This is a genomic window from Nocardioides gansuensis, assembly GCF_003076135.1.
Taxonomy (GTDB): Bacteria; Actinomycetota; Actinomycetes; order Propionibacteriales; family Nocardioidaceae; genus Nocardioides; species Nocardioides gansuensis.
Genome location: NZ_QDGZ01000004.1, coordinates 203,584 through 228,691 on the forward strand (window position 1 = coordinate 203,584; position 25,108 = coordinate 228,691).

The window sequence follows — 25,108 nt, forward strand, 5'->3', positions numbered from 1 at the left end:
CCTAGGGGGTCACGCGGACGAGGTGAGGGGGTCCTTCCTCTTCCACCGGCGCCAGCCACGGCGGACCAGCCGGGCGAGGACGACGAGCAGGACCAGCCCGATCACCAGCAGCACGCCGGCGATGCCCGCGGCGACACGGGGCTGCTCGAGCGCGAACCAGACCACGCCCAGCACCGCGAAGTCCTCAGTCACGCTGGCGACGACGTTGGTGACCGGCTCGGGGGAGGAGTTGATCGCCAGCCGGCCGCCGGCCTTCACGAGGTGCGAGAGCAGGGCGGTGCCGCCGCCGACGACGCCGAGCACCGCCTGGTCGAGCGTGGAGGCCTCGCCGGCCAGCAGCACGCCGATCACGGCGCCTGCGGTCGGCCGGATCGCGGTCGAGATCGCGTCCCAGGTGGAGTCGATGTAGGGGATCTTGTCGGCGATGAACTCCATCGCGTACATGAAGCCGGCAGCCGCCAGCACGTCCCACCGGGCGAGCACGTCGGGCACCTGGGCGAGGTCGCCGAGCCGCTCGGCGATCCCGAGCACGAGCACGACGAGGTAGGCGTTGATGCCGCTCGCCCAGCCGCTGGAGAAGACCAGGGGGAGGGATTCCACGAGGTCAGGGTAGGGCCGGAGCCCTCATTCGACGTCGATCTCCGTGGCGCCGGTCAGGGCGACCAGCTCGTCGAAGTCGGTCGAGAAGACCGCGGCGGGATGGCCCGCGGCGGCCCACACCACGTCGTACTTGCGGAGCCAGGAGTCGATCCAGGTCGGCACCGGCCGGGGGTGGTCGAGCGGCGAGACGCCCCCGATGACCTGCCCGGTGTGCTCGCGGACGAAGTCCGGCGTGGCCCGCCTGAGCCTCTCCACGCCGATCGTCCCGGCGACCTTGGCGGTGTCCACCCGGTGGGCTCCGGAGGTGAGGATGAGGGCCGGTGTGCCGCCCGCGTCGAAGAGCAGGCTGTTGGCGATGGCGCCCACCTCACACCCGAGCGCCGCCGCGGCGAGTGCGGCGGTGTGGACCGAATCGGGCAGGATGACCACGTCGCCGGTCCCGCCCTCGCGGGCCAGCGCCGCCCTAAATGAGGTGATGGCCGGGTGTTCGTTCGACATGCTGCGAGCCTAGTGACGCAGCGGTCGGCGACGGCGGCCGCGCCAGACCACGATTCCACCAGCTCCGTTCACAGGGGGACGACTTGCTGACTCGCCAGCTGCCCGGCTCGATCGTCAATGCGCTGTGGGTGCTCGTTGCGCTCGTGGTGGCCTTCGGGATCACCGCCGTGCTCACGTGGGTGGAGCGCGACGAGCTGATCCTGTCGTGGAGCAAGGGCAATCCTTCGGCCCGGGAGATCCTCGCCGAGGGAGGTCTCGGGGTCCTGCGCGAGAGCCCGATCGTGCCCAACTTCCTCCCGTTGGCGATCGTCTCTTTCGTCGTCTTCGCGCTGCTCGCGCTCGTGCTCGGCGCCTTCCTCGTCGACGGCCACGGCTGGGCCCGGCTCGCGCTCACCGCGAGCGCCGGATTCGGGGTGCTGGTCGCCGTGCTGGCCGTGCGCAACCACCTGCCCACCGCGTTCCTGGTGCTCTCGATCGTCACAGCGGTGCTGCACCTCGCGCTGCTCTTCTTCCTCTGGCACAAGGACACCAGCGCCTACCTCCGCGAGTTCTGACTCCGTCGTCCACAGGCCTCCTCGCAGGGCTTGACCCGGTGTCGGTGGGCGCGTGTACCGTAGGTCTTGTTCGAACATCTGTTCGGACGCGACCTCGGTGGCGGTGACCTCGACCCCCACCGTCCACCGGGGTCGCCGGTGGGGTCGAGGACAGCGAGGAGGCGCACATGAGGCTGTACGACGACCCCGTCGAGGTGCGACGGGGAGAGACCGAGGGGCCCGAGCAGTTCCTGTGGCGGGGACGGTTGTGGAAGGTGCGCGCGGTGGTCGCCCACTGGGTGGAGACCGCGCCGTGGTGGCAGGGGACCGAGCCCAGCGGTTCCGACCTGCTGGTGGAGCGGGAGCTGTGGCGGGTCGAGGCCGGCCGCGGGGGCGACCGCAGCGGCGTGTTCGACCTGTCCTTCAGCTGGACCGACGGCTGCTGGCAGCTCGTCGGCTGCGCGGACTGAGGGGAGTGGTCATGAGCCCGTTCACCCTTCCCGCGACCACCCACTCCTACCTCGCCCGGGCGGCCGAGTCGCTGCACGAGGCGGTCACCACCCCCGACGTGCCGACCCGTTACGCGTGCGCCCACGTGGCGGCGCTGCGGGCCGCGGCGGCGCTGCTCGCGGCCCGGGCGCGGCCCGAGACGCGGCCCCGCCGCCAGAAGAACGCCTGGGTGCTGCTCGCCCAGGTCGCCCCGGAGCTGTCGGAGTGGGCCACCTTCTTCGCCGCCGGGGCCGCCAAGCGGGCCGCGGCGGAGGCCGGCTCCACCCGGGCGGTCAGCGAGCGGGAGGCCGACGACCTGGTCCGCGACGCCGACCGGTTCCTCGCGGTCGTGGAGTCGTCGCTGGGCCTGGTGCCCCATGCCCCGATGGGACGCCGGCTCGCGGCCGGCGCCTGGTCCGGTGTCGCCTGACCCGTTCGTCCATCTCCACGTGGCTTCCGGCCACTCCCTGCAATACGGAGCGTCCCACCCCCACGTGTTGGTCGAGCGCGCCGTGGAGCACGAGATGGACACCCTCGCCCTCACCGACCGCGACGGCACCTACGGCGCGGTCAAGTTCACCCGCGCCTGCATGGCCGCGGGCATCCGGCCGGTGCTCGGCGTCGACCTCGCCGTGGCGCCGGTCGGCCCGGCGGACCCGGGCCGGGCGGCGCCGGTCACGCGCCGTACGCCGGTCAGGGGCGGGGCGGTGCGGGGCGACGACGACCTGCCCCGGGCGACCTTCCTCGCCAGCGGCCGGGCGGGGTGGGCGGCGATCTGCCGGATGGTCTCGGCCACCCATCTCGCCGGGGAGCGGGGCCGACCCGTCGCCACCCTCGACCTGCTGGCCGAGCACCTCGCCGGGGGCGACGTGCTGGTGCTGCTCGGGCCGTCCTCCGAGGTCGGCGTGGCCGCCACCCGCCGCCGCGACGACCTCGGGCTGGCCGCCCTCGCCCCGTGGCTGGAGGTCCTCCCGCGGGAGAACGTCCTGGTCGAGCTCGTCTCCCACCGGCTGGCCGGTGCCGGCGGCACGTGGGGCCCCGGCACGTCCCCCCACGCCGCCCGGATGGCCGGCCTGGCCCACCGGGCCGGTCTCGGCACGGTGCTGACCAATGCGGTGCGCTACGCCGACCGGCTCGACGCCCCCGTCGTCGACGTGCTCGACGCCGCCCGCCGGCTGGTGCCGCTCGGCTCGGCCCAGCAGCGCCGGATCGGGCCGGCCCACTACCGCGGCAACGCCGAGGGGTTCCTCAAGTCCGGCAAGGAGATGCAGGAGGTGGCCGAGGAGATCAGCCGGCTGGCCGGGCTGGCCGGTGACTCCGCCGGCGCCGCCCGCCAGCTGCTCGCCCGCACCCGGGCGGTGGCCGACCGCTGCGCCCTCGACCCGCGCGCCGACCTGGGCATCGGGGAGGTGCACTTCCCGGAGTTCGAGGTCGCGACGTCCCTCCGGCCAGGAGCGGCCCGGCGCGGCGACGAGACCGAGGCCGACGCCGTGCTGCGGCTGCGCTGCGAGGGGGCGATCGGGCGTCGCTACGGCAGCGCCCCACGCCAGCGCATCTGGAAGCGCCTCGACGACGAGCTCGGGATCATCCGCACCCTCGGCTACGCGTCCTACTTCCTCACCGTCGCCGACGTCACCGACCTGATCCAGGAGATGGGCGTGCGCCGCGCTGCCCGCGGGTCGGGGGCGGGCAGCCTGGTCAACTACCTGCTCGGCGTCTCCGGGGTCGACCCGATCCGCCACGGCCTGCTGATGGAGCGGTTCCTCTCCCCGCTGCGGGCCTCGCTGCCCGACATCGACGTCGACGTCGAGTCCGCCCGGCGGCTCGAGGTCTACGAGGCGATCCTGGCCAAGTACGGCGGGGAGCGGTGCGTGTGCGTCTCGATGATGGACACCTACCGGGTCCGCCACGCGGTGCGCGACGTCGGCGCGGCGCTCGGCATGCCGCCCGGCGAGATCGACGCGATCGCCAAGGCGTTCCCGCACATCCGCGCCCGCGACGCGCGGGTGGCGCTGCGCGAGCTGCCCGAGCTGCGGCTCAGCGGGCTCGGCGACGAAAGGCTCGACCTGATGTTCCGGCTGGTCGAGCGGCTCGACGGACTGCCCCGGCACATCGCCGTACACCCCTGCGGGGTGCTGCTCTCCGACGCCACCCTGCTCGACCGCACGCCGGTGGAGGCGTCGTTCGCCGGCTTCCCGATGAGCCAGTTCGACAAGGACGACGTGGAGGAGCTCGGCCTGCTCAAGCTCGACGTCCTCGGCATCCGCATGCAGTCGGCGATGGCCCACGCCGTCGCCGAGATCCAGCGGGTCGACGGCGTCGAGATCGACCTCGACGACGAGGCGCAGGTGCCCTTCGACGACGAGCAGACCTACACGATGATCAGCGAGGCCCGCACGCTCGGCGTCTTCCAGATCGAGTCGCCCGGCCAGCGCGAGCTCGTCGGCAAGTCCGGCATCGAGTCCTTCGAGGAGATCATCACCGACATCTCGCTGTTCCGGCCCGGGCCGGTCAAGAGCGACATGATCACCCCCTACCTCGAGGCCAAGCAGGGCTGGAAGACCGTCCAGCACCTCCATCCTCACCTGGCCCCGATCCTCGGCCAGACCCAGGGCGTGGTGGTCTTCCACGAGCAGGTGATCGAGATGATCGCGCTGTTCACCGGGGTCGGGCTCGCCGAGGCCGACGAGAAGCGCCGCGCGCTGGGCGACACCGAGGGGATGGCCGAGACGAAGGTGTGGTTCTTCCCGCGCGCCCTGGGCCGGGGATACTCCCTGCCCCTGGTCGAGCGCATCTGGAAGGTGCTCGAGGGGTTCGCGTCGTTCGGCTTCTGCAAGGCCCATGCGGCGGCGTTCGCGCTCCCGACCTACCAGTCGGCCTGGCTCAAGGCCCACTGGCCGGCCCACTTCCTGGCGGGCGTCCTCACCCACGACCCGGGGATGTACCCCAAGCGGCTGATCCTCGACGACGCCCGGCAGTGTGGCGTGGCCGTGCTCCCGCTCGACGTCAACGCCTCGGAAGCGTCGTACGCCGTGGAGCAGGTGCCGGTCCACGACGAGCCGCCGCACCGGGACGGATCGGCTCCCACCGGCTACGGCATCCGGCTGGCCCTGGCCGAGGTGAAGGGCATCAACGAGGCCGAGGTGCAGCGGATCGTGGCGTCCCGGCCCTATGCCTCACTCACCGACTTCTTCCAGCGGGCATGTGTGTCGCGGCCGGTGCTGGAGCGGCTGGTGCTGGGCGGTGCCTTCGACTCCCTCTACGGGATCGGGGCCGGTGACCGCACCGTGCGGCCGCGTGGCCGGGTCACCCGGCGCGACCTGCTGCTGCAGGTGGCCGAGCTCGACCAGCACGCCCGGCTGCTCGACCGGACGTCCCGGGGACGGGGGCTGGCCCGGGGACGGGGGCTGGCCCGGGGGCGGGCGCCGCTCCCGGCGACGGTGCGCGCCGATGCCGCCGGCGGGCGCAACAGCTCCGACCCCGCGGTGCGGGCCGCGGCCCAGTCGCAGGCCCCCCGGCCGGTGCGACCGGTCGACTCGGTGCAGCTGGCCCTCGAGCTCGGCGACGAGCCGGGGGAGGTCGCCAGCGGGCTGCCCGAGATGACCACTGCCGAGCGGATGCGCGCCGAGCTGGAGATCCTCGGCCTCGACGTCAGCGAGCACGTGGTGTCCGCCTACGGCCCGTTCCTCGACGTCCTCGGCGTCACCCGCAGCCGCGAGCTGCTCCAGCGGCGCAGCCAGTCCGAGCTGCTGGTGGCCGGCGTCAAGGTCGCCACCCAGACCCCGCCGGTGCGGTCGGGCCGCCGGGTCGTCTTCCTGACCCTCGATGACGGCACCGGCCCGGTGGACGCCACCTTCTTCGAGGACGTCCAGGGTCCCTACGCCGCCACGGTCTTCCACTCCTGGCTGCTGGTGGTGCGCGGCGAGCTGCGGCGCACCGGATACCGAGGCGTCTCGCTGCGCGCCACCGGCGCCTGGGAGCTGCCCGCCCTGGCGTCCCTCTACTCGCGGGCCCGCAGTGTGGAGGAGGGGCTCGAGGCGGTGCGGGCGGAGATGGCGCGGCTGCCGCTGGGCTACCGCGAGGCCGACGAGCCGGAGCGCCGTCGGGTGCTTGTGCACACCAGTGGGTTCCAGATGTCCCCCTACTCCGACATCCGCCCGGCCGGCGAGCCGGCCCGCGACGTGGCACGGAAGCTGTGGCACCGCAGCCCGGGGAGCCCGGGATGAGCGCCTCCCTGCCACTAGGGTTGGCCACATGCCGGGTCCTGCCTCCGCCAGCGAGCGTCGCCAGTCCGTCCGCACCGGCGTGGTGTGGACCGCGATCCACGAGCTGCTGGCCCGGCCCGAGGCCGACCCCTCGACGCAGGCCCGGATCATCGACATCGGCGGCGGCACCGGCGGCTTCGCCGTCCCGCTGGCTGCGCTCGGCCACCGGGTCGAGGTCATCGACCCCAGCCCCGACGCCCTGGCCGCCCTCGGCCGCCGGGCCCGCGAGAGCGGCGTCGCCGACCGGATCACCGGTCAGCAGGGTGACCTCGCCGACCTCGCCGACCTCGTCGAGGAGGCCGACCTGGTGCTCTGCCACGGGGTCCTCGAGGTCGTCGACGACCCCGCCGCGGCGCTGGCCACCATCGCCGGCGTGCTCCGCCCCGGCGGCCATCTCAGCCTGCTCGTCGCCCAGCGGCACGCCGCCGTGGTGGCCCGGGCGATGGCCGGCCACTTCCAGGCCGCCCGCGAGCTGCTCGACAACCCGTCGACCGGCCGGGGCGGGCGCCGGTTCACCCTCGACGAGCTCGAGCCGCTGCTGGCCGGAGCCGGTCTCGCGACGACCTCGGTGCACGCCGTACGCGTCTTCGCCGACCTCGTCCCCGGCGCCCTGCTCGACTCCGAGCCCGGTGCCGCCGCGGCCCTGGTCGAGCTGGAGCAGGCGGTCTCGTCCCGCCCCGACTTCTTCCCGCTCGCGACCCAGCTGCACGTCCTGGCCCGCCACTGACCGCACCAGGGGTCGGCCATGACCGACCAGTCCTGGCGCGCGCCGATCCTCCACGTCGACATGGACGCGTTCTACGCGTCGGTGGCGACCCGCGACCGGCCCGAGCTGGCCGACGTACCCGTGATCGTGGGCGGGGGCAGCCGGGGCGTCGTCCTCTCGGCCAACTACCTCGCCCGCAAGAGCGGCGTCCGCTCGGCGCTGCCGATGACCCGGGCGCGGCGACTGTGCCCGCACGCCGTGGTGATCCCGCCCGACTTCGAGACCTTCGGCCAGGTGTCGGCGTCGGTGATGGAGTGCTTCCGGAGGGTCACCCCGATCGTCGAGGCCCTGTCGCTGGACGAGGCGTTCCTCGACGTCCGGGGCGCGACCCGGCGGCTGGGCTCCCCGGCCGAGATCGCCGAGCAGGTGCGCACCACGATCCACGACGAGCAGGGCATCACCTGCTCGGTCGGCGTCGCGGCCACGGTGTCGGTTGCCAAGCTCGCCAGCCGTCGGGCCAAGCCCGACGGGGTGGTCGTGGTGCCGCCGGCCCAGGTCACGGCGTTCCTCCACCCCCTCGACGTGGGCGAGCTGTGGGGCGTGGGCGAGAAGACCCGCGACATGCTGCACCGCCTCGGCCTCGTCACCGTCGGCGACGTCGCCCACACGCCGGTGCAGACGCTCCAGCGCGTGGTCGGCCACCAGCTCGGCGGTCACCTCCACGACCTCGCGTGGGGCACCGACCGCCGCGCCCTCACCCCGCGAGCCGGTCCGCACGAGCCCGACCGGTCGATGGGCGCCGACGAGACGTTCGCCCGCGACACCGACGACCCCGAGGTGATCCGGCGCGAGCTGCTGCGGCTCTCCAGCAGGGTCGCCACGCGGATGCGCACCGCGGGGGTGGCCGGGCGCACGGTGACGCTCAAGGTCAGATTCGCCGACTTCACCACGCTGACGCGCTCGCGCACGCTGCCCGAGGCCACCGACGTCACCGTGGAGATCCATCACACCGCCACCAGCCTCTTCGACGCCCTCGGGCTGCAGCGCGCCCGGCTCCGGCTGGTGGGAGTGCGGGTGGAGGGCCTGGTGCCGCGTGAGACGGTGCACCGCCAGCTGGTGCTGGGCGAGCGTGACCACGGTTGGGCGGACGCCGACCGGGCCGTCGACCGGGCCACTCGCCGGTTCGGCAACGCCGCAGTCCGCCCGGCAAGCCTGCTCAGGCCGGCGTGAGCACAGATGGCCGGGCCAATTTCGGGGCTCGCCCTACCCCCTGCGCGAGGGCGTGCCTAGACTTGAAGACACGCAAGGTGCGAGCCCGACTGGGTGGAGGAGGAACCGTGCCACTGTCGGAGGAAGAGCTGCGACTGCTCGAGCAGATGGAGCGCGCCCTCGTGGAGGAGGATCCCAAGCTGGCCTCCACCCTCCGGGGCACGTCGCTCCAGCGCGCTGCGCGCCGTCGAGCGATCATCAGCGGAGTCGTCTTCGTGGCCGGCATCGCCCTCCTCACGACCGGGGTGATCACCAGCCTCGCCGTCGTCGGCATCATCGGCTTCGTCGTGATGCTGCTCGCGGCCACCATCGCCGTGGCCTCGCTGCGCAACCCCGCGCCGATGACCATGCCCCACCCCCACCTCCGCGAGACCCGCCACGACGGCTTCGGCGTCGTCGACGGTGGTCGCGGCCACCGCCCCCACCGCACCCGTCGGCCGCGCCCCTCCGGCTCCTTCATGGAGCGGATGGAGGAGCGCTGGCGTCGTCGCCGCGAGCAGGGCCTCTGACCCTCCGCCGACCGCGCCGCCGAGCGACAGGTCAGTACGCCTTGGGTGCAGTCGCTTCGACGCACTGGCGGTGACCCGGCAACCGTGTCGCCGCGGCGAATGGTTGCTGTCCCACCTCCCGATTGGGCGAGTCGCCGAGACACGCCGCACGGCCGGTGACCTGGCAACCATTGCGCGGCCGCAGACGGTTGCTGGCTCACCGCCCGCGAAGCCACCTGGCGTGTGCAGACGCGCCGACTCGGCCCCAGGGGCGTGTACAGACGCGCCGACTCGGCACCGGGGGCGTGTACAGACGCGCCGACTCACTCGACCCGGTCGACCACGCCGCCGGCGGTCGCCACTTGGACGGGGGCCTCTCCCCGTGAGGGTGCCGTGGAGACCGTGCGCCCGCGGGGGTCGAGCCGCAGCGACCGCGGCCACCACGTCGCGCGGCGCAGGGTGCGGCGGGACACCCCGGCGGTGAGCGCCGCTTCGACGGCCGTGACGTCGGCGCGGAGGGCGGCGAGGTCGGACTCCCCGGGCTCGCGGGCGTAGCGCGACCGCTCCAGTGCGCCGACCAGCCGGTCCAGGGCGTCGGCGGCCTCGGGTGCCTGCTCGCGGCCTCGCACCGGCCGCTCGACCCGGTCGGCGTCCTCGCCGGGCCGGCCGAAGACCCGCCCGAGCCACGCGCCCTGGGCGCGGGGTGACCGGCCTGCCGGCCAGGCATGGCCGAGGTCGGTCGCGACCGACCGCAGCTCCAGCCAGAGCTCCTCGATCCCGCCTGCCAGGCGACGCCGACGTCGCGCCTGCCGCAGGAAGCGGGGGAGCAGCACGAGCGCGAGGAGGACGAGCAGGCCGGCCGCCACCCCGAGGACCATGCCCCGCGGCAGCACGCTGTCGTCCGAGGAGCCGGTGCCGCTGCCGGTGTCGGGTGCGGCGGGCGGCTCGGTGGGACGCGTGGGCCGTTCTTGGCCCGCGCCACTGGCGCCGGGGGAGACCGACGGCAGCGGGCCGCTCAGCTGGCCTTGGGTGTAGGACGGCACCTGGGGCGCGCGGCTGCCCGGAGTCGGCTCGAACCGCATCCAGCCCGATCCGGGGAAGTAGAGCTCCGGCCAGGCGTGCAGGTCCCACGCGGAGAACTCCCAGCGGTCGTCGCCGACAGACCGCGGTATCAGGAAGCCGACCGAGACCCGGGCGGGGATCCCGAGCGTGCGCGCCATGATCGCCATGGTGGCGGCGAACTGCTCGCAGTAGCCGCTGCGCTCCTCGAGGAACGCGCTCATGTCGTCGCCGTCACCGGCCTCCTCGACCGCGCTCGCGTCGTAGACGAACCCGCCCTCCTCGCGGAACCACTGCTGGAGCGCGACGGCCTTCTGGAACCGCGTGGGGGCCTGCGCCGTCACCTCCGACGCGAGCTCGCGCACCTGCGGGCTGAGGTCGGCCGGCACGTCGGAGAAGATCGGCCGCACCAGGGCCGTGCCCGGCATCGAGGCGTCGAGCCGCTGCTGCTCGTAGTCGAGCGCGACAGCCGTGAAGTCATAGCTGAGCCCGGCGGTGGTCTGGTCCTCCTCCGAGGAGATGAAGTCCATCGTCGAGATGTCGTAGCGCCACAGCGGCGGCGCCTGCACCTCGGTGACGTGCTCGCTGGTCGGCAGCCAGGTGGACCGGAAGTCCTCGCTGACGTCGACGTGGTGCTGCTGCTCGGTGCGCCGCAGCGCGCGGTCGACGCCCTGCAGGCCCGGGAGCTCGGAGCCGGCCGTCTGCTCCTCGGGGATCTCGCGGTCGCCCGGGCTCCACGTGTTGTCGGCGAAGTGGGTGAGCACCGAGAGCCGGAGATAGCTGGGCCGCGCCCCGCGCGTCTCGACGTACACCAGCGGGACGTCCTCGCCCCGCTGGAGGTCGCGGCGCATGTCCAGCAGCGGGTCCTCGACCTCGATCTCGCGGGTGCCCGGGCCCGTGCCCGGCAGCAGGGTGAGCTCCAGGGTGGGCACGGCCATCGGCAGGAGGAGCGCCGACGCCGTGGCCACGGCGCCCAGCGAGAAGGCGGTGTGCCGCACGGCGCCGGTGCGGACGCCGAACGCCGTGAGGTCGCCGTCGATCCCGCCCAGGGTGCGTCCCCAGCGATCGATGTGGTCGTCGTGCTGCAGGAAGACCATCGCCAGGTAACCCGCAGCCGCCGCCAGGAACACCCACCAGGAGACGCTGTCGCCAGTGAGGGTCGCCGGCATGCTGTACGCCGCGAGGAGGACGAGGCCGGAGGCCGTGACCCGGTCGAGGCTGCCCGCCACGACGTCGAGGGCCAGCACGACCAGCAGCCCGCCGACGAGCAGGATGGGATGGACCGGCGGGGCATGGGGCGGAACGGGCGCGGCGTACAGCCGCGAGGACTCCAGCGCTGCCTGCCAGTGGGCGCCGAAGGACGCGAGGGTCGTGTCGGTGGGGAAGGGGTTGCCGGCGACGTTCGCGAGGAGGAGACCGCCCGCCACGAGCACCTGGAGCGCGATCACGGCGACCGTCGGCACGCGCAGCCAGCGCAGGGCTGCTCCGCCCGCGCACAGGAGGAGGGCCGCGAAGAGCAGCGGCATCATCACCTCCGAGGAGTCGGAGGTGAGCACGCGCCAGGAGAGCAGCGTGGCCCAGCCGGTCAGCGCGGTGACGACCGCGTGGAGCAGGGCGCGGGGGAGCGGGGGGCGGACGCGGCTCATGTGCCCACCCGCTGCCGGGTGCCCACCCGTCCGAGCGACTGCCATGCGACCTCCAGCCGGTCGCGGGGACCGAGGCCGACGGCCTGCCAGCCCAGAGCGCCGAGCGCGGCGGGGCCGTCGCCGCCGAGCGCCGGGAGGTGGGGGGCCCAGGCGTCGACGTCGAGTGCGACCGCCATCGCGGTCGCCGCCTGGTGCTGGAGGCGGCGGAGGAAGCCGTTGTCGCTGTCGGTGATGCCGCCCAGCACGGCGACGAGCAGCCCGCCGTGCCCGGGCTCAGCCAGCCAGCCGGCGTCCGGGTGGGGGGTGTGGTCGACCTGCACGACGGCCAGCGCCTCGAGGAGCGGGGCCACGTCGACCCCGGAGCTGTGCGCGTGCCAGGCCGCGCCCCGCTGCTCGCCTGCCGCGGTCACCAGGCGCACGAGATAGCCGCGCTGGCTCAGGTGTACGGCGATGGAGGCGGCGACGGAGACGGCCGACTCCAACGACGAGGCGATGCCCTGGCCGCGGTGGGCGACCAGCCGGTTGTCGAGGTAGACGGTGGCGCGGGACTGCCACGGCTGTTCCTCCCGGCGCACCATCAGCTCGCCGACGCGGGCGGAGCTGCGCCAGTGCACGCGCCGGAGGTCGTCGCCGCGGCGGTACTCCCGCACGGTGACGTCCTCGGCGCTTCCGGTGGCGAAGGCCCGGGGCCGGTTGTCGCCCGAGCCGGTCCACGCACCCCCGAGCGGGATCGTCGGCAGGGCGACCGTGCGCGGAGTCACCGTGAGCCCCACCGTGGTGTGGAAGGCGCGCCCGAGCTCGACCAGGCCGAACGGGTCGGTCACCCGGACCGTCATCGGGCCGATCTCGAAGTGGCCACGGACGTCGGAGCGCACCTGGTAGGTGACGTGGCGACGCCAGCCCTGCCCGATGCCGTCCAGGACGAAGCGTGGCCGGGTGCCGAGGACGTAGGGGAGCTGGTCCTCGAGCAGCAGCACCCCCGTCGGCGTGCGGGCCTCGTTCGTCAGGGTGAGGTCGACGCGCGAGGGCTGGCCGGCGGAGACGAGCTGGGGGTGCACCGTGCGCACCAGGGCCAGCCGGTAGCGCGACCGGCCGATCCAGGCGGCGGCCAGGATCGGGAGCAGTCCGACGAGCACGCCCACCCGCACGATCGTGGGGTGGCCGGTGACGATGGCACAGGCGATGGCCGTGACTCCGGCAGCGAGGAAGGCCCGTCCGCGGACGGTCAGCGAGGCCAGGGCCTCACGCACGGCCGGCTTCGGGGACCGGCACGCCGCCGATGATCCCCTCGAGGATCGCCGTGCTGGTGCGCCCGCCCATCGCGGCCTCGACGCTGGGGAGCAGGCGGTGGGCGAGCACCGGCTGCGCCAGTCCGTGGATGTCGTCGGGCAGGACGTAGTCACGCCCCTGGAGAGCCGCGACCGCCTTGGCGGCGCGGACCAGGTGGAGCGTGGCCCGCGGCGAGGCGCCGAGGTGCAGCTCGGGCGACCTGCGGGTCGCCGTGGTCAGGGCCACGGCGTAGCGCTGCACGGCCTGCGAGACGTGGACCTGGCCGACGATGTCGATCAGCTTGCCGATCTCCGCGGCGTCGGTGACCGGCTCGAGGTCGTCGAGCGGGTTGGCGTCGGTGTGCGAGTCGAGCATCGCGATCTCGGCCGCCTCGACCGGGTAGCCGACGGACACGCGCGCCATGAAGCGGTCGCGCTGGGCCTCGGGCAGCGCGTAGGTGCCCTCCATCTCGATCGGGTTCTGCGTCGCGATCACCATGAACGGCCGGTCGAGGAGGTAGGTCGTGTTGTCGACCGTGACCTGGCGCTCCTCCATGCACTCGAGCAGCGCCGACTGGGTCTTGGGCGAGGCGCGGTTGATCTCGTCGCCGACCACGATGTTGGCGAAGACGCCACCGGGGCGGAACTCGAACTCGCGGGTGTCCTGGTTGAAGACCGACACCCCGGTGACGTCGGAGGGCAGCAGGTCGGGCGTGAACTGGATCCGGCGCACGGAGCAGTCGATGCTGCGCGCCAGCGCCTTGCTCAGCTGGGTCTTGCCGACGCCGGGGACGTCCTCGATGAGCAGGTGGCCCTCGGCGAGCATCACGACGAGGGCCGCCGCGACGACGTCCGGCTTGCCCTCGATCACCTTCTCGATATTGGCCCGGACTCGCCCGGTCACCCTCGCCAGGGTGTCCAGGTCCGCCCCGCCCGCGTTCCCACTCACGTCCGCCGTATCCCCTCGTCCAGTGCCTCAGCCCCAACCTAGGACCACGCGCAAGATAACCGGTCCGGTTTTGCTCCACCTTTCGCTCCACTTTCCTCCACCACCGGCCGCAGCGCCTCCCCACCGGTGCTCCACACGGGCCCTCCGCGACGCACCACCAGGCGGCGTACGACGCGCTGACCTGCGCCTTTGTGCCAGCACGCCCCAACCCGGCTGCCCGGACAGCCGCGAGGCCGCCAGCGCCGCCCTCGACGCGACCCGCGGCCCGTTCGCGGAGGAATTCATGCGCGGAATGGTTGACGGTGGAGGGAAGTGGGGTAAAGTGGAGCGCAGTGGGGGACAGGGGTCGAATCGTGGGAGGTGCCGGATGTTCTTCGGCACCTACACGCCCAAGCTCGACGAGAAGGGGCGGCTCTTCCTCCCGGCCAAGTTCAGGGACCAGCTCACGGAGGGACTCGTGGTGACTCGAGGTCAGGAGCGCTGTCTGACGGTCTGGTCCATGGAGGACTTCGGCCGGCTGACCGAGCGCCTGCGCGAGGCGCCGGTCACCAACAAGGGCACTCGTGACTACGTCCGCATGCTGTTCGCCGCCGCTTCCCACGAGGTGCCGGACAAGCAGGGGCGCATCTCGATCCCGCCGGCACTGCGCGAGTACGCGTCGCTGAACAAGGACGTCGTCGTCATCGGCTCGATGAACCGCATCGAGATCTGGGACCCGGCCTCCTGGACGGCCTACTCCGAGGAGCAGGAGCAGAAGTTCTCCGAGCTCAGCGACGAGGTCTTCCCCGGCATCTGACCCACCCCGTTCCACCCGGCACCACGAAGCAGCACCACAACTCCACAGCTGGCGAGCACACCGCAGCACCCGGTCTCGTGCCCGCTCCTTCGCGGCCTTCTGGGGCACCTTCCCCGGTTCCAGACGGCACTTCCCACCGAAGGAGCGGGCAGGGACCAGGTCCGGCGGCGGCTCGCCAGTGGCATTCCCACCCAGATTCCCCAGCAGCACAGTCAACGAGAAGCGGGTCGACACCATGGGCAACTCGACGCAGGGCGTGGCACCGCCGCAGCTGCGCGTGCGTGACCAGGCGCGCCAGGCCGCCACGCTGATGGCCTTCTCGGCCGTGACCTCCGCGGCCTTCGCCACGGCACTCCTGGTCCTCACCCGGCTCGGTCGCTAGGTCCACGGAGATGCCGACCCCCAGCCACGCCCCGGTCCTGCTCGACCGGGTCGTCGCTCTCCTGCAGCCCGCCCTCGCCCACGAGGGCGCCGTCATGGTCGACTGCACCCTCGGCCTGGGCGGCCACACCGAGGCGGTCCTCGAGCGGTGCGGCCTGGCCCGGGTGATCGGCATCGACCGCGACCCCCAGGCCCTCGCGTTGGCCTCCGAGAGGCTCGCCCCCTTCGGCGAGCGGTTCACGGCCGTGCACGCCGTCTACGACGAGATCGCCGACGTGATCGCCGAGCAGGGCCTGGAGAGCGTCGACGCCGTCCTTTTCGACCTCGGAGTCTCCTCGATGCAGCTCGACCTGCGCGAGCGCGGCTTCGCCTACGCCGAGGACGCGCCGCTCGACATGAGGATGGACCGCACCACCGGCCCGACCGCGGCAGACATCCTCAACACCTACTCCGCCGCCGAGCTGACCCGCGTGCTGCGCGACTACGGCGAGGAGAAGTTCGCCCGCAAGATCGCCGCGGCCATCGTCCGGCAGCGCGAGGTGGAGCCGTTCACCACGAGCGGCCGGCTCGTCGAGCTGCTGTACGCCGAGATCCCGGCGCCGGCCCGCCGCACCGGCGGCCACCCGGCGAAGCGCACGTTCCAGGCCCTGCGCATGGAGGTCAACGACGAGCTGGCCGTCCTGCGTCGCGCCATCCCGGCAGCCATCGACGCCATCAGCGTCGGCGGCCGGGTGGTCGTGGAGTCCTATCACTCGCTCGAGGACCGGCTCGTCAAGCGGGCCTTCGCCGAGGCCTCGCGCCTCGACGTACCCCACGACCTGCCGTTCGTCCCCGAGGGCGCCGAGCCCGCGCTGCGGCTCGTCACCCGCGGGGCCGAGCAGGCCGACCAGCACGAGATCGAGCAGAACCCGCGCGCAGCCTCCGTGCGGCTGCGGGCGATCGAACGCGTCCTTCCCCCGAATCGGCCCACCCGTCGCCGAGGAGTCGCCTGATGTCCAGCCCCGCCGTCCAGCTCCGCAACCGAGTCCCACGCATCGCCGAGGCCGCCGTCGAGCGGGCCCGCCTGAGCGTCGTCCCGCGAGCCCGCAACCGCGCGGCACGCGTGCCGTTCGTGACCCTCGTGAGCCTGATCCTGGTGGGCGGCATCGTCGGCCTCCTCCTCTTCAACACCTCCATGCAGCAGGCCGCCTTCGCCGCCACGGCGCTGGAGCAGCAAGCGAGCGACCTGGCGGCGCGCGAGCAGACGCTGCAGATGGAGCTGGAGGAGCTGCGCGACCCGCAGCGGGTGGCGACCCAGGCCCAGCAGATGGGCATGGTCGTCCCCCCGGCTCCGACGTTCCTCTCCCTCGATGGGGAGGTGCGCGGCATGAAGGTGCCCGCGACGCCCGAGGACGGCCTGCGGATCAGCCCGCCGCCGGTGCCGAAGCCAAAGGTGCTCGACCCCGCGCCCACGATCGTGAAGGTGACGGCCGAGCCGACGCCTGTCACCAAGGACGCGCAGGCCGGGAAGAAGAAGGGCAAGAAGGCGCAGCACACGGCAGAGCACAAGCAGAGGAACGCCCGCCAGAAGCAGCGCTGACGGCGCGGCCTCACCGGAGGGGCACCCCCCGGAAGGTAGAAACACACACACGGGGGGCTCCGTCCCCCGTGGACCCCCCGAGACAGATGAGGAACGGAGCCCCGTTGTCCCGCACCCCCGGCAGAGGCGCCCCGCAGCTCCGCCTGCGGCTCGGCTTCATCGTGATCGCGATGGTGCTGTCGTTCTTCGGGGCCCGGCTGGTGCAGCTGCAGGGGATCGACCCGAACTCGTACGCCGCGATGGCGGCCGCCGAGGGCGTCGAGGAGGTGGTCCTCCCCGCCGAGCGGGGCGACATCCTGGACCGCAACGGCGTGGCCCTGGCCGACTCGGTGCACGGCAAGATGGTGATCGCAGACCCGCTGATGACGGCCGAGAACGCCCCGGAGATCGCGCAGTTCCTGGCCCAGCGGCTCGGCATCGACTACTTCACGGCGCTCGAGCGGCTGCGGGGGCGCAAGGAGGGCAGCCGCTTCGAGTACGTCGCGCGGCGGGTGCCGTCGACGCTGGCCAACGACGCCGTCGACGAGCTCGAGGAGCTGGGGTTCGAGGGGATCATCCTCCGCGACGACCCGGTGCGGGACTATCCCGCCGGGGACGTCGCGGCCAACCTGATGGGCTTCCTCGGCACCGACGAGGCGCTCGGCGGCTTCGAGCGCACCTTCGACCGCCAGCTGGCCGGCAAGGACGGCATGGCCCGCTACCAGGTCGGCGCCGGCAACCGCATCCCCCTCGGTGAGAACACCGTCGTCCCGGCGCGCGACGGCACGCCGCTGCAGACCACGCTCGACCGCGACCTGCAGTGGTTCACCCAGAAGGTCGTCGCCCAGACGGTGCAGAGCTACGGCGCCAGGAGCGGCGCCGCCGTCGTCCTCGACACCCGCACGGGTGAGACGCTCGCCCTCGCCGACTACCCGACGTACGACGCCAACGAGCCGCTCGAGGCGGACGAGGACGACCTGGGCTCCCGCGCCCTCAGCGAGCCCTACGAGCCCGGCTCGGTCCAGAAGGTGCTCACCGTCGCCGCGCTGATCGACGCCGGCAAGGTCACGCCGCGCACGCGGATCAAGGTGCCACCGAGCCTCGACCGCCAGGACCGGTCCATCGGCGACTGGTTCGACCACGGCAACCTGCGGCTGACCCTGACCGGGGTGATCGCCAAGTCGTCCAACATCGGCACGGTGCTCGCCGCCGACGCGTTCAGCCAGCTCGAGCTCGTCGACTACCTGCGCAAGTTCGGCCTCGGCCAGCGCACCGACGTCGGCGTCCGCGGCGAGAGCGCCGGCATCCTCACGCCCGGTGAGTCGATGACGTCACAGACCAAGGACCGCGTCGCGTTCGGCCAGTCGCTGTCGGTCAACGCGATGCAAATGGCCGCGGCGGTGAACACCATCGCCAACCGCGGGGTGCACGTCACGCCGAGCCTGGTCCAGGGCTCGGCCACGACCGACGAGGGCGTCACGGTCGGCACCGACACCGCGGTCGAGACCCGCGTCGTGAGCGAGCAGGCCGCCCGCCAGGTGGCGCGGATGATGGAGCGGGTCGTCGACGAGAACGTCGGCGTGGCGCCCCGCGCCCAGGTGCCGGGCTACCTCGTCGCCGGCAAGACCGGCACGGCCCAGCGCGTCTCTGAGAAGTGCGGCTGCTACGACGGCTCCACCACGGTGTCCTTCGGCGGCTTCGCGCCGGCGGACGACCCGCGCTTCACCGTCTACGTCGTGGTGCACGCGCCGACCAAGGACGGCGGCGGTGGCTCCATCGCGGGTCCTGCCTTCTCCCGGATCATGGGCTACACGCTGAGCCGCTACGGCGTCCCGCCCACCGGCGGCAAGCCCTCGCGCCTCCCCGTCACGTGGTGAGGGGGGCGGGATACGGTCGGTCGGTGAGCACTCCGGACGACCTCGTGCGGGCCGCACGCCCGGCCACGCCTGTCCGGTCGTCGCTGCGCGAGCTCGCCGGCTGGCTCGCCGGCGTGACCGCCGTACGTACCTCCGGCGAGCTGGACGCCGAGGTGACGGGCCTGTCCCTGAGCAGCCAGCGGATCCTGCCGGGCGACCTGTACGCCGCGCTGCCGGGGTCGCGTGCGCACGGAGCCGACTTCGCGGCCGACGCCCTGGCCTCGGGCGCCGTGGCCGTGCTGACCGACGAGGACGGGGCCGCCCGGCTGCCGGCCGGCACGAGCGCGCTCGTGGTCGACTTGCCGAGGGCGGTGCTCGGCAGGCTCGCCGCGCACGTGCACGGCGACCCGGCCGCGTCGATGACGGTCATCGGCGTGACCGGCACCCAGGGCAAGACCACGACCACGCGGCTGCTCGAGGGCGGCCTCCAGGTGGCCGGCGTGCCCGCGGGCGTCGTGGGCACCGTCGGCACCCGGATCGCCGGCCGCGACGTGAAGACGGCGCTCACCACGCCCGAGGCCCCGGACCTGCACGCCCTGTTCGCCGTGATGCGCGAGCGGGGGGTCGAGGTCTGCGCGATGGAGGTGTCCAGCCACGCGCTGGTCCTCGGCCGCGTCGACGGCGTCGTGTTCGACGTGGCCACCTTCCTCAACCTCGGGCGCGACCACCTCGACTTCCACCGGGACGTGGAGGACTACTTCGCCGCCAAGTCCTCCCTCTTCACGCCCGCACGTGCGCGGCAGGGCCTGGCCAGCGTGGACGACGAGTTCGGCCGGCGGCTCGTCGCCGAGGCGACGATCCCGATGTCGACGTTCTCCGCCGAAGGTGCCGAGGCCGACTGGCGCGCCGTCGACGTGGACGCCACGGGGGAGGGGTCGCGGTTCACGGTGCTGGGCCCCGACGGGCTCACGATCCGGGCCAGCGTGCCGGTGCCCGGACTTTTCAACGTCGCCAACGCGCTGGCCGGCATCGCCTCCGCCGCGCTCGCAGGGCTGGACCCGCACCTCGTCGCACGCGGCATCGCAGGGGGTGCGGGCGTCCCCGGCCGGCTCGAGCGCGTCGACGCCGGACAGGACTTCACCGCCGTCGTCGACTACGCGCACAAGCCCGACGCCCTCGAGGCCGTGATCGCGACCCTGCGTCCGCTGACCGAGGGCCGGGTGATCGTGGTGATCGGTGCCGGCGGCGACCGTGACCCGGGCAAGCGGCCGATGATGGGCGAGATCGCCGCCCGCCTGGCAGACGTCGTGGTCGTCACCGACGACAACCCGCGCACCGAGGACCCGGCGGCCATCCGCGCCGCCGTCCTGCGGGGGACGGCGTCAGGCGCGGCCGAGGTCGTCGAGCAGGGTGACCGCCGCCTAGCCATCCGCGAGGCCGTACGCCGCGCGGCGCCGGGTGACGTCGTGCTGGTCGCCGGCAAGGGGCACGAGACGGGCCAGGAGATGGGCGGCGAGGTGCACCCCTTCGACGACCGCCTCGTGGTGGCCGAGGAGATCCGCGCACGATGATCGAGATGACCCTCGCCGAGGTCGCCGAGGTCGTGGGCGGCCTCGCGCACGGCGACGCGGTGGTCACCGCCCCCGCCTTCGTCGACAGCCGCCTCGCCGTGCCCGGCGGTCTCTTCGTCGCGATCGCCGGCGAGCACGTGGACGGACATGACTTCGCGGACCGGGCGGTCGAGGCGGGAGCTGCGGCCGTGCTGTGCAGCCGTCCGGTCGACGGGCCGTGCGTCGTCGTCGACGACGTCGTGGCGGCGCTGGGCAGGTTGGCCCGCCAGGTGGTCGACCGGTTGCCGGAGGTGACCGTGTTCGCCCTCACCGGCTCGCAGGGCAAGACCGGCGTCAAGGACTACCTCGCCGCAGTCCTGGAGGCAGCGGGACCGACGGTGGCCACGGCGGGCAACTTCAACAACGAGATCGGCGTGCCGCTCACCGTGCTGCGGGCGACGCAGGAGACCCGCCACCTGGTCGTCGAGATGGGGGCCCGCGGCCTCGGCCACATCTCCTACCTGTGCTCGATCGCGCCCCCCGACGTCGCCGCGGTGCTCAACGTCGGCTCGGCCCACCTGGGCGAGTTCGGCAGCCGGCAGGCGATCGCGCAGGCCAAGGGCGAGATCGTCGAGGCCCTGCCCGCGGGGGGCACCGCGGTGCTCAACGCCGACGACCCGCTCGTGGCGGCGATGGCCGACCGCACCGCTGCCCGGGTGCGGACCGTCGGCCTGGCCGAGGACGCCGACCTGCGCTGGGAGATCGTGGACACCGACGACCTGGGTCGTCCGGAGGTCGGCTACCGGTCGGAGGACGCGAGCGCGCGGGTGCGCCTCCCGCTGCCCGGCGCCCACCAGGCCGTCAACGCCGGCATGGCGCTCGGCATGGCGCTGGCCGTCGGCGTGCCGCTCGGCGAGGCGGCCGAGTCGCTGGCGGCGGCCCGGCCGGCCTCCCACTGGCGGATGGAGCTCACCGAGCGGCCCGACGGCCTGCTCGTCGTCAACGACGCCTACAACGCCAACCCCGAGTCGATGACCGCCGCCCTCGAGACGCTCCGGGTGATCGGCGAGCGCCGCGGCCGGCGCACGGTGGCGGTGCTGGGGGAGATGCGCGAGCTCGGCGTCGACTCGACGGCAGGCCACCGGCGGGTCGGTGACGTCGTCGCGGCCGCCGCGATCGACGTACTCCTCACCGTCGGAGACGTGGCCGCCGACATCGCCCACGCAGCCCGGGAGCACCCGGACTGGGGCGGTGAGGCGATCGTCACGGTGGGGCGTGCCGAGGCGGTCGAGTGGTTACGACACAATGTCTCGGCTGCTGACGTCGTCCTGGTGAAGGCGTCGAGGGGGGCAGCACTCGAGCTCGTCGCCGACGCACTCCTCACCGAGGAGGAAGGGAGCAGCACCCCATGAGAGCGATCCTGTTCGGCGGCGGCCTGTCGCTGCTGATCTCGCTGTTGGGGACCCGCTACGCCATCTCGGTGCTCTCCCGTCGCGGCTACGGCCAGGAGATCCGCGACGACGGCCCGACGAGTCACCACACCAAGCGCGGCACGCCCACGATGGGCGGCATCGTCATCATCCTGGCGGCGCTGACCGGCTACGCCGTCGCCAAGCTGATCACCTGGGATCCCCCGTCGGCCTCCGCGGTGCTGCTGCTCTTCCTCTTCGCCGGGCTCGGGCTCGTCGGCTTCCTCGACGACTTCATCAAGATCAGCCGCCAGCGCAGCCTGGGGCTGCGCAGCAGCGCCAAGATGATCGGCCAGACCGTGGTCGCCATCACCTTCGGCGCGCTCGCGCTCTCGCCCTGGCTCGCCGACGACCGTGGCATGACCCCGGCCTCGCGCCACCTCTCCTTCATCCGCGACTTCGACTCGTGGGCGATGCCGGCGGTCGTGGTGGTGCTGCTCATCTGGCTCGTCGTCACCGGCACCAGCAACGCCGTCAACCTCACCGACGGCCTCGACGGGCTGGCCACGGGGGCGAGCGTGATGGTCTTCGGCGCCTACACGCTGGTCAACATCTGGCAGAACAGCCAGTCCTGCGCCCTCGAGATGGGCCCCAAGTGCTACGAGGTGCGCGACCCGCTCGACCTCGCCGTCGTGTCCGCGGCCATCATGGGCGCCTGCTTCGGGTTCCTGTGGTGGAACGCATCGCCCGCCCAGATCTTCATGGGCGACACCGGCTCGCTGTCCCTGGGCGGCGCGCTCGCCGGCCTGGCGATCCTGACCCGCACCGAGATGCTGCTCGTCGTCCTCGGCGGACTCTTCGTGATGGAGACCGTGTCGGTGATGATGCAGGTGAGCTTCTTCAAGGTCAGCAAGGGCAAGCGGATCTTCCGGATGGCGCCGATCCACCACCACTTCGAGATGCTCGGCTGGGAGCAGGTGACGGTCGTGATCCGCTTCTGGATCATCACCGGCCTCTGCGTCGCCGCCGGCCTGGGCATCTTCTACGCCGAATGGGTGGCCGGCGTCGGATGAGCCGTCGTGACCCCTCCCTCCTCGGCCGGCGCGACTCCTGGGACGGCGTGCGCGCGGTCGTAGCCGGCTTCGGCGTCTCCGGCTTCGCGGCCGCCGACAACCTGCTCTTCCTCGGCGCCGACGTCACTGCCCTCGACGAGTCCAGCAGCGAGGAGAAGGCCGAGAAGGCCACCCTCCTGGAGAGCCTCGGCGCCCGCATCCGCCTCGAGCCCGGCGCCACCGCGACCCTGCCCGACGACGTCGACCTGGTGGTCACCTCGCCAGGCTGGAGGCCCCAGGCCCCACTCCTCGCCCAGGCCGAGGCACGCGGCATCCCCGTGTGGGGAGAGGTCGAGCTCGCCTGGCGGCTGCGCGACCCCGACCACCTCGCGCCCTGGCTCGCGATCACCGGCACCAACGGCAAGACGACGACCGTGCAGATGCTCGACGCGATCCTGCGCGCGGCCGGCCTGCGCAGCGCCGCGGTCGGCAACGTCGGCCGGCCGATCGTGGAGGCCGTGATGGACCCCGAGCCGCACGACGTGCTCGCGGTCGAGCTGTCCAGCTTCCAGCTGCACTACACCCACTCGATGAGCGCCGAGTCGGCCGTCGTCCTCAACGTCGCCGAGGACCACCTGGACTGGTACACCGGCCCCGAGGGGATGAGGGAGTACGCCGCGGACAAGGGCCGCATCTACGAGCACGTGCAGCGGGCCTGCGTCTACAACGTCGCCGACCCGGAGACCGAGCGCCTCGTGCGCGAGGCCGACGTGGTCGAGGGCGCACGGGCCGTCGGCTTCACCCTCGCCATGCCGGAGGTAGGGATGGTCGGCGTGGTCGACGACATCCTGGTCGACCGCGCCTTCATCGAGGAGCGCCTCAGCAGCGCCGCCGAGCTGTGCACGATCGGCGACCTCGCGTCGCCGGCGCCGCACTTCGTGGCCAACGCCCTCGCGGCCGCCGCCCTGGCCCGGTCCCACGGCGTCTCCCAGGCGGCCGTGCGCGACGGGCTGCGGTCCTTCGCCCCCGACGGCCACCGGATCGCGCTCGTCGCCGAGGCGGGCGGGGTCCGCTGGGTCGACGACTCCAAGGCCACCAACCCGCATGCCGCGCAGTCCTCCCTGCTGGCCTACGAGTCGGTGGTCTGGGTCGCGGGCGGGCTCGCCAAGGGGGCCCGCTTCGACGACCTCGTCGAGCGTGTGCGCGCCCGGCTGCGGGGAGTCGTCCTGCTCGGCCGGGACCGCCGGGTGATCGCCGACGCGCTTTCGCGACACGCCCCGGATGTGCCTGTGATCGAGATCGGCGACGGGGAGACTGGGGACCCGATGGAGCGCGTCGTGGACGCGGCCGCACGCCTCGCCCGGCCGGGCGACACCGTGCTGCTCGCCCCGGGATGCGCCTCCATGGACATGTTCGCCAACTACGGCGCCCGTGGTGACGCCTTCGCCGCCGCGGTGCACCGGCTGATCGAGAGCTGACCGACGAGAGGGGGGCGAGGTGACCACCGCCAACCCCCAGCAGGTCCGGGACCGCCGCCCGCTCGGGTCGGGAGTCCTCGCCGCGTGGACGTCGCTGCGGCATGCCCTCGACAAGCCGCTCGCCCGCTACTACCTCCTGCTCGGCGCCTCGGGGCTGCTGCTCACGATCGGCGTGATCATGGTGCTGAGCGCCTCGAGCGTCTACTCCTACAGGTTCTACGACGACTCCTACGCCGTGGTGAAGCGGCAGCTGATGTGGGTCGTGCTGGGCGTGCCCTGTGCCTGGATCGCCTCGCGGATGTCGGTGCAGTGGATCCGCGGCCTCGCCTGGCCGGCGTACCTCGTCTCGCTCGTGCTCCTGCTGCTGACCGCGTTCCTCGGCGTGGAGCGCAACGGCAACCAGAACTGGCTGGCCGTCGGTCCGCTCGCGATCCAGCCCTCCGAGATCGCCAAGCTCGGGCTGATCCTGTGGGCGGCCGACGTCTACGCCCGCAAGGAGCGGCGGCTGGGGCGGGTCCACGAGGTGATGATCCCCGTGGTGCCCGGCATGCTGCTCGCCACCGGCCTGGTCGTCGGCGGCCGCGACCTCGGCACGGCGCTGGTGCTCTTCGCGATCCTGCTCGGGATGCTCTGGGTGGTCGGGGCGCCGGCGCGGCTCTTCGTCGTCTGCATCACGATCATCAGCGCGGTCGCCGTCTTCCTCGCGGCCCTGGACAAGGAGCGGCTCGCACGCATCACGACGTTCACCGATCCGTTCCAGGACTACCTCGACACCGGCTGGCAGCCGGCCCACGGCCTCTACGCGCTGTCCACGGGCGGCTGGTTCGGCCAGGGGATCGGCGCCTCGACCCAGAAGTGGGGCGACCTGCCGGAGGCCCACACCGACTTCATCTTCGCGGTGCTCGGCGAGGAGCTGGGGCTGGCCGGCACCCTGTTGGTCGTCGGCCTCTTCCTCACCATCGCCTACGCCGCGATCCGGGTCGCCTCGGAGACCCAGGACCCGTTCGTCCGCTACATGTCCTTCGGCATCGTGGTCTGGCTGCTCGGCCAGATGATCATCAACGTCGGCATGGTGCTCGCGGTGCTGCCGGTCATCGGCATCCCGCTCCCGCTCGTCTCGTACGGCGGGTCCGCGCTGCTGCCCTCGCTGGTGGCCCTCGGGCTGCTCGTGGGCTTCGCCCGGCGCGAGCCGGAGGCCGCCAAGGCGCTGGCCGCCCGCCGCCGCAACCGCTCCGCCGGCCTTGCTGCCCGCTGATCT

Annotated in this window: 22 protein-coding genes; 17 read left to right on the forward strand and 5 right to left on the reverse strand. The window is 73.1% G+C overall.

Going from position 1 to position 25,108, the window contains the following annotated elements; all coding sequences use genetic code 11:
• Positions 1-9 precede the first annotated feature (9 nt).
• Positions 10-600 (reverse strand): DUF4126 domain-containing protein, encoded by a 591-nt coding sequence (locus DDE18_RS10510; protein WP_116572213.1) that lies wholly within the window; start codon positions 598-600, stop codon positions 10-12.
• A 24-nt stretch (positions 601-624) separates the two neighbouring features.
• Positions 625-1,098 carry a YbaK/EbsC family protein gene (locus DDE18_RS10515; RefSeq protein ID WP_116572214.1) on the reverse strand — a complete coding sequence of 158 codons (474 nt, stop codon included), beginning with the start codon at positions 1,096-1,098 and terminating at the stop codon, positions 625-627.
• Between the two features lie 83 nt (positions 1,099-1,181).
• Here DDE18_RS10515 and DDE18_RS10520 point away from each other — a divergent pair, with 83 nt between their 5' ends.
• The 7 genes from DDE18_RS10520 (at position 1,182) to DDE18_RS10550 (ending at position 8,869) form a co-directional block, all read left to right on the forward strand.
• Positions 1,182-1,652, forward strand: a complete 471-nt coding sequence (locus tag DDE18_RS10520) for a hypothetical protein (RefSeq protein WP_116572215.1) — start codon at positions 1,182-1,184, stop codon at positions 1,650-1,652.
• A 167-nt stretch (positions 1,653-1,819) separates the two neighbouring features.
• On the forward strand, positions 1,820-2,101 hold the full coding sequence (locus DDE18_RS10525) for a DUF6504 family protein (protein WP_116572216.1): 282 nt from the start codon (positions 1,820-1,822) through the stop codon (positions 2,099-2,101).
• An 11-nt stretch (positions 2,102-2,112) separates the two neighbouring features.
• Positions 2,113-2,550 (forward strand): SAV_6107 family HEPN domain-containing protein, encoded by a 438-nt coding sequence (locus DDE18_RS10530; protein WP_116572217.1) that lies wholly within the window; start codon positions 2,113-2,115, stop codon positions 2,548-2,550.
• Positions 2,498-6,346, forward strand: a complete 3,849-nt coding sequence (locus tag DDE18_RS10535) for a DNA polymerase III subunit alpha (protein WP_116572218.1) — start codon at positions 2,498-2,500, stop codon at positions 6,344-6,346. The genes DDE18_RS10530 and DDE18_RS10535 overlap by 53 nt, the downstream gene beginning before the upstream one ends.
• Before the next feature lie 28 nt (positions 6,347-6,374).
• A complete protein-coding gene (locus DDE18_RS10540) occupies positions 6,375-7,112 on the forward strand; it encodes a methyltransferase domain-containing protein (RefSeq protein ID WP_116572219.1) in 738 nt (245 codons plus the stop codon).
• Positions 7,113-7,130: 18 nt separating this feature from the next.
• On the forward strand, positions 7,131-8,321 hold the full coding sequence (gene dinB / locus DDE18_RS10545) for a DNA polymerase IV (protein WP_116572220.1): 1,191 nt from the start codon (positions 7,131-7,133) through the stop codon (positions 8,319-8,321).
• 107 nt (positions 8,322-8,428) lie between these two features.
• Positions 8,429-8,869 carry a DUF3040 domain-containing protein gene (locus DDE18_RS10550; RefSeq protein WP_116572221.1) on the forward strand — a complete coding sequence of 147 codons (441 nt, stop codon included), beginning with the start codon at positions 8,429-8,431 and terminating at the stop codon, positions 8,867-8,869.
• A 302-nt stretch (positions 8,870-9,171) separates the two neighbouring features.
• On the opposite strand, the gene DDE18_RS10555 is transcribed toward DDE18_RS10550, so the two are convergent.
• From DDE18_RS10555 to DDE18_RS10565, 3 genes are read right to left on the reverse strand one after another with little or no spacing between them, the layout of a single operon-like run.
• Positions 9,172-11,553, reverse strand: a complete 2,382-nt coding sequence (locus DDE18_RS10555; RefSeq protein WP_116572222.1) for a transglutaminase TgpA family protein — start codon at positions 11,551-11,553, stop codon at positions 9,172-9,174.
• The gene (locus tag DDE18_RS10560; RefSeq protein ID WP_116572223.1) at positions 11,550-12,803 is read right to left on the reverse strand and encodes a DUF58 domain-containing protein; all 1,254 of its coding nucleotides are present in this window, start codon (positions 12,801-12,803) and stop codon (positions 11,550-11,552) included. Before DDE18_RS10560 ends, DDE18_RS10555 begins: the two co-directional genes overlap by 4 nt.
• Positions 12,796-13,770, reverse strand: coding sequence for an AAA family ATPase (locus DDE18_RS10565; protein WP_116572224.1), 975 nt, complete (start codon positions 13,768-13,770; stop codon positions 12,796-12,798). The genes DDE18_RS10560 and DDE18_RS10565 overlap by 8 nt, the downstream gene beginning before the upstream one ends.
• 367 nt (positions 13,771-14,137) lie before the next feature.
• Between DDE18_RS10565 and mraZ the strand changes: the two genes are divergently transcribed.
• The 10 genes from mraZ to ftsW all read left to right on the forward strand — a co-directional run bounded on the left by mraZ (position 14,138) and on the right by ftsW (position 25,105).
• Positions 14,138-14,566 (forward strand): division/cell wall cluster transcriptional repressor MraZ, encoded by a 429-nt coding sequence (gene mraZ, locus DDE18_RS10570; protein WP_116572225.1) that lies wholly within the window; start codon positions 14,138-14,140, stop codon positions 14,564-14,566.
• A 235-nt stretch (positions 14,567-14,801) separates the two neighbouring features.
• Positions 14,802-14,948, forward strand: coding sequence for a hypothetical protein (locus DDE18_RS22955; protein WP_165821117.1), 147 nt, complete (start codon positions 14,802-14,804; stop codon positions 14,946-14,948).
• Between the two features lie 10 nt (positions 14,949-14,958).
• Positions 14,959-15,939 (forward strand): 16S rRNA (cytosine(1402)-N(4))-methyltransferase RsmH, encoded by a 981-nt coding sequence (gene rsmH, locus DDE18_RS10575; RefSeq protein WP_116572226.1) that lies wholly within the window; start codon positions 14,959-14,961, stop codon positions 15,937-15,939.
• Positions 15,939-16,526 (forward strand): cell division protein FtsL, encoded by a 588-nt coding sequence (gene ftsL / locus DDE18_RS10580; protein ID WP_116572227.1) that lies wholly within the window; start codon positions 15,939-15,941, stop codon positions 16,524-16,526. The genes rsmH and ftsL overlap by 1 nt, the downstream gene beginning before the upstream one ends.
• Positions 16,527-16,630: 104 nt before the next feature.
• Complete coding sequence (locus DDE18_RS10585) at positions 16,631-18,382, forward strand: peptidoglycan D,D-transpeptidase FtsI family protein (protein WP_245916594.1); 1,752 nt, start codon at positions 16,631-16,633, stop codon at positions 18,380-18,382.
• A 23-nt stretch (positions 18,383-18,405) separates the two neighbouring features.
• Complete coding sequence (locus DDE18_RS10590) at positions 18,406-19,932, forward strand: UDP-N-acetylmuramoyl-L-alanyl-D-glutamate--2,6-diaminopimelate ligase (protein WP_116572229.1); 1,527 nt, start codon at positions 18,406-18,408, stop codon at positions 19,930-19,932.
• Positions 19,929-21,323 (forward strand): UDP-N-acetylmuramoyl-tripeptide--D-alanyl-D-alanine ligase, encoded by a 1,395-nt coding sequence (locus DDE18_RS10595; protein WP_116572230.1) that lies wholly within the window; start codon positions 19,929-19,931, stop codon positions 21,321-21,323. Before DDE18_RS10590 ends, DDE18_RS10595 begins: the two co-directional genes overlap by 4 nt.
• On the forward strand, positions 21,320-22,393 hold the full coding sequence (mraY, locus tag DDE18_RS10600) for a phospho-N-acetylmuramoyl-pentapeptide-transferase (protein WP_116572231.1): 1,074 nt from the start codon (positions 21,320-21,322) through the stop codon (positions 22,391-22,393). The genes DDE18_RS10595 and mraY overlap by 4 nt, the downstream gene beginning before the upstream one ends.
• Complete coding sequence (murD, locus tag DDE18_RS10605; protein ID WP_425437557.1) at positions 22,372-23,850, forward strand: UDP-N-acetylmuramoyl-L-alanine--D-glutamate ligase; 1,479 nt, start codon at positions 22,372-22,374, stop codon at positions 23,848-23,850. The genes mraY and murD overlap by 22 nt, the downstream gene beginning before the upstream one ends.
• Positions 23,851-23,869: 19 nt before the next feature.
• Complete coding sequence (gene ftsW, locus DDE18_RS10610; RefSeq protein ID WP_116572233.1) at positions 23,870-25,105, forward strand: putative lipid II flippase FtsW; 1,236 nt, start codon at positions 23,870-23,872, stop codon at positions 25,103-25,105.
• Positions 25,106-25,108 lie beyond the last annotated feature (3 nt).

What these genes read in the sequence shown, in the direction of transcription:
- rsmH (WP_116572226.1), top strand. Translation starts at nt 14,959, where the DNA reads ATGCCGACCCCCAGCCACGCCCCGGTCCTGCTCGACCGGGTCGTCGCT.
- mraY (WP_116572231.1), top strand. Translation starts at nt 21,320, where the DNA reads ATGAGAGCGATCCTGTTCGGCGGCGGCCTGTCGCTGCTGATCTCGCTG.
- DDE18_RS10595 (WP_116572230.1), top strand. Translation starts at nt 19,929, where the DNA reads ATGATCGAGATGACCCTCGCCGAGGTCGCCGAGGTCGTGGGCGGCCTC.
- DDE18_RS10535 (WP_116572218.1), top strand. Translation starts at nt 2,498, where the DNA reads ATGCCCCGATGGGACGCCGGCTCGCGGCCGGCGCCTGGTCCGGTGTCG.
- ftsL (WP_116572227.1), top strand. Translation starts at nt 15,939, where the DNA reads ATGTCCAGCCCCGCCGTCCAGCTCCGCAACCGAGTCCCACGCATCGCC.
- DDE18_RS10540 (WP_116572219.1), top strand. Translation starts at nt 6,375, where the DNA reads ATGCCGGGTCCTGCCTCCGCCAGCGAGCGTCGCCAGTCCGTCCGCACC.
- DDE18_RS10555 (WP_116572222.1), bottom strand. Translation starts at nt 11,553, where the DNA reads ATGAGCCGCGTCCGCCCCCCGCTCCCCCGCGCCCTGCTCCACGCGGTC.
- dinB (WP_116572220.1), top strand. Translation starts at nt 7,131, where the DNA reads ATGACCGACCAGTCCTGGCGCGCGCCGATCCTCCACGTCGACATGGAC.
- DDE18_RS10515 (WP_116572214.1), bottom strand. Translation starts at nt 1,098, where the DNA reads ATGTCGAACGAACACCCGGCCATCACCTCATTTAGGGCGGCGCTGGCC.
- mraZ (WP_116572225.1), top strand. Translation starts at nt 14,138, where the DNA reads ATGTTCTTCGGCACCTACACGCCCAAGCTCGACGAGAAGGGGCGGCTC.
- DDE18_RS10525 (WP_116572216.1), top strand. Translation starts at nt 1,820, where the DNA reads ATGAGGCTGTACGACGACCCCGTCGAGGTGCGACGGGGAGAGACCGAG.
- DDE18_RS22955 (WP_165821117.1), top strand. Translation starts at nt 14,802, where the DNA reads ATGGGCAACTCGACGCAGGGCGTGGCACCGCCGCAGCTGCGCGTGCGT.
- DDE18_RS10530 (WP_116572217.1), top strand. Translation starts at nt 2,113, where the DNA reads ATGAGCCCGTTCACCCTTCCCGCGACCACCCACTCCTACCTCGCCCGG.
- murD (WP_425437557.1), top strand. Translation starts at nt 22,372, where the DNA reads ATGGGTGGCCGGCGTCGGATGAGCCGTCGTGACCCCTCCCTCCTCGGC.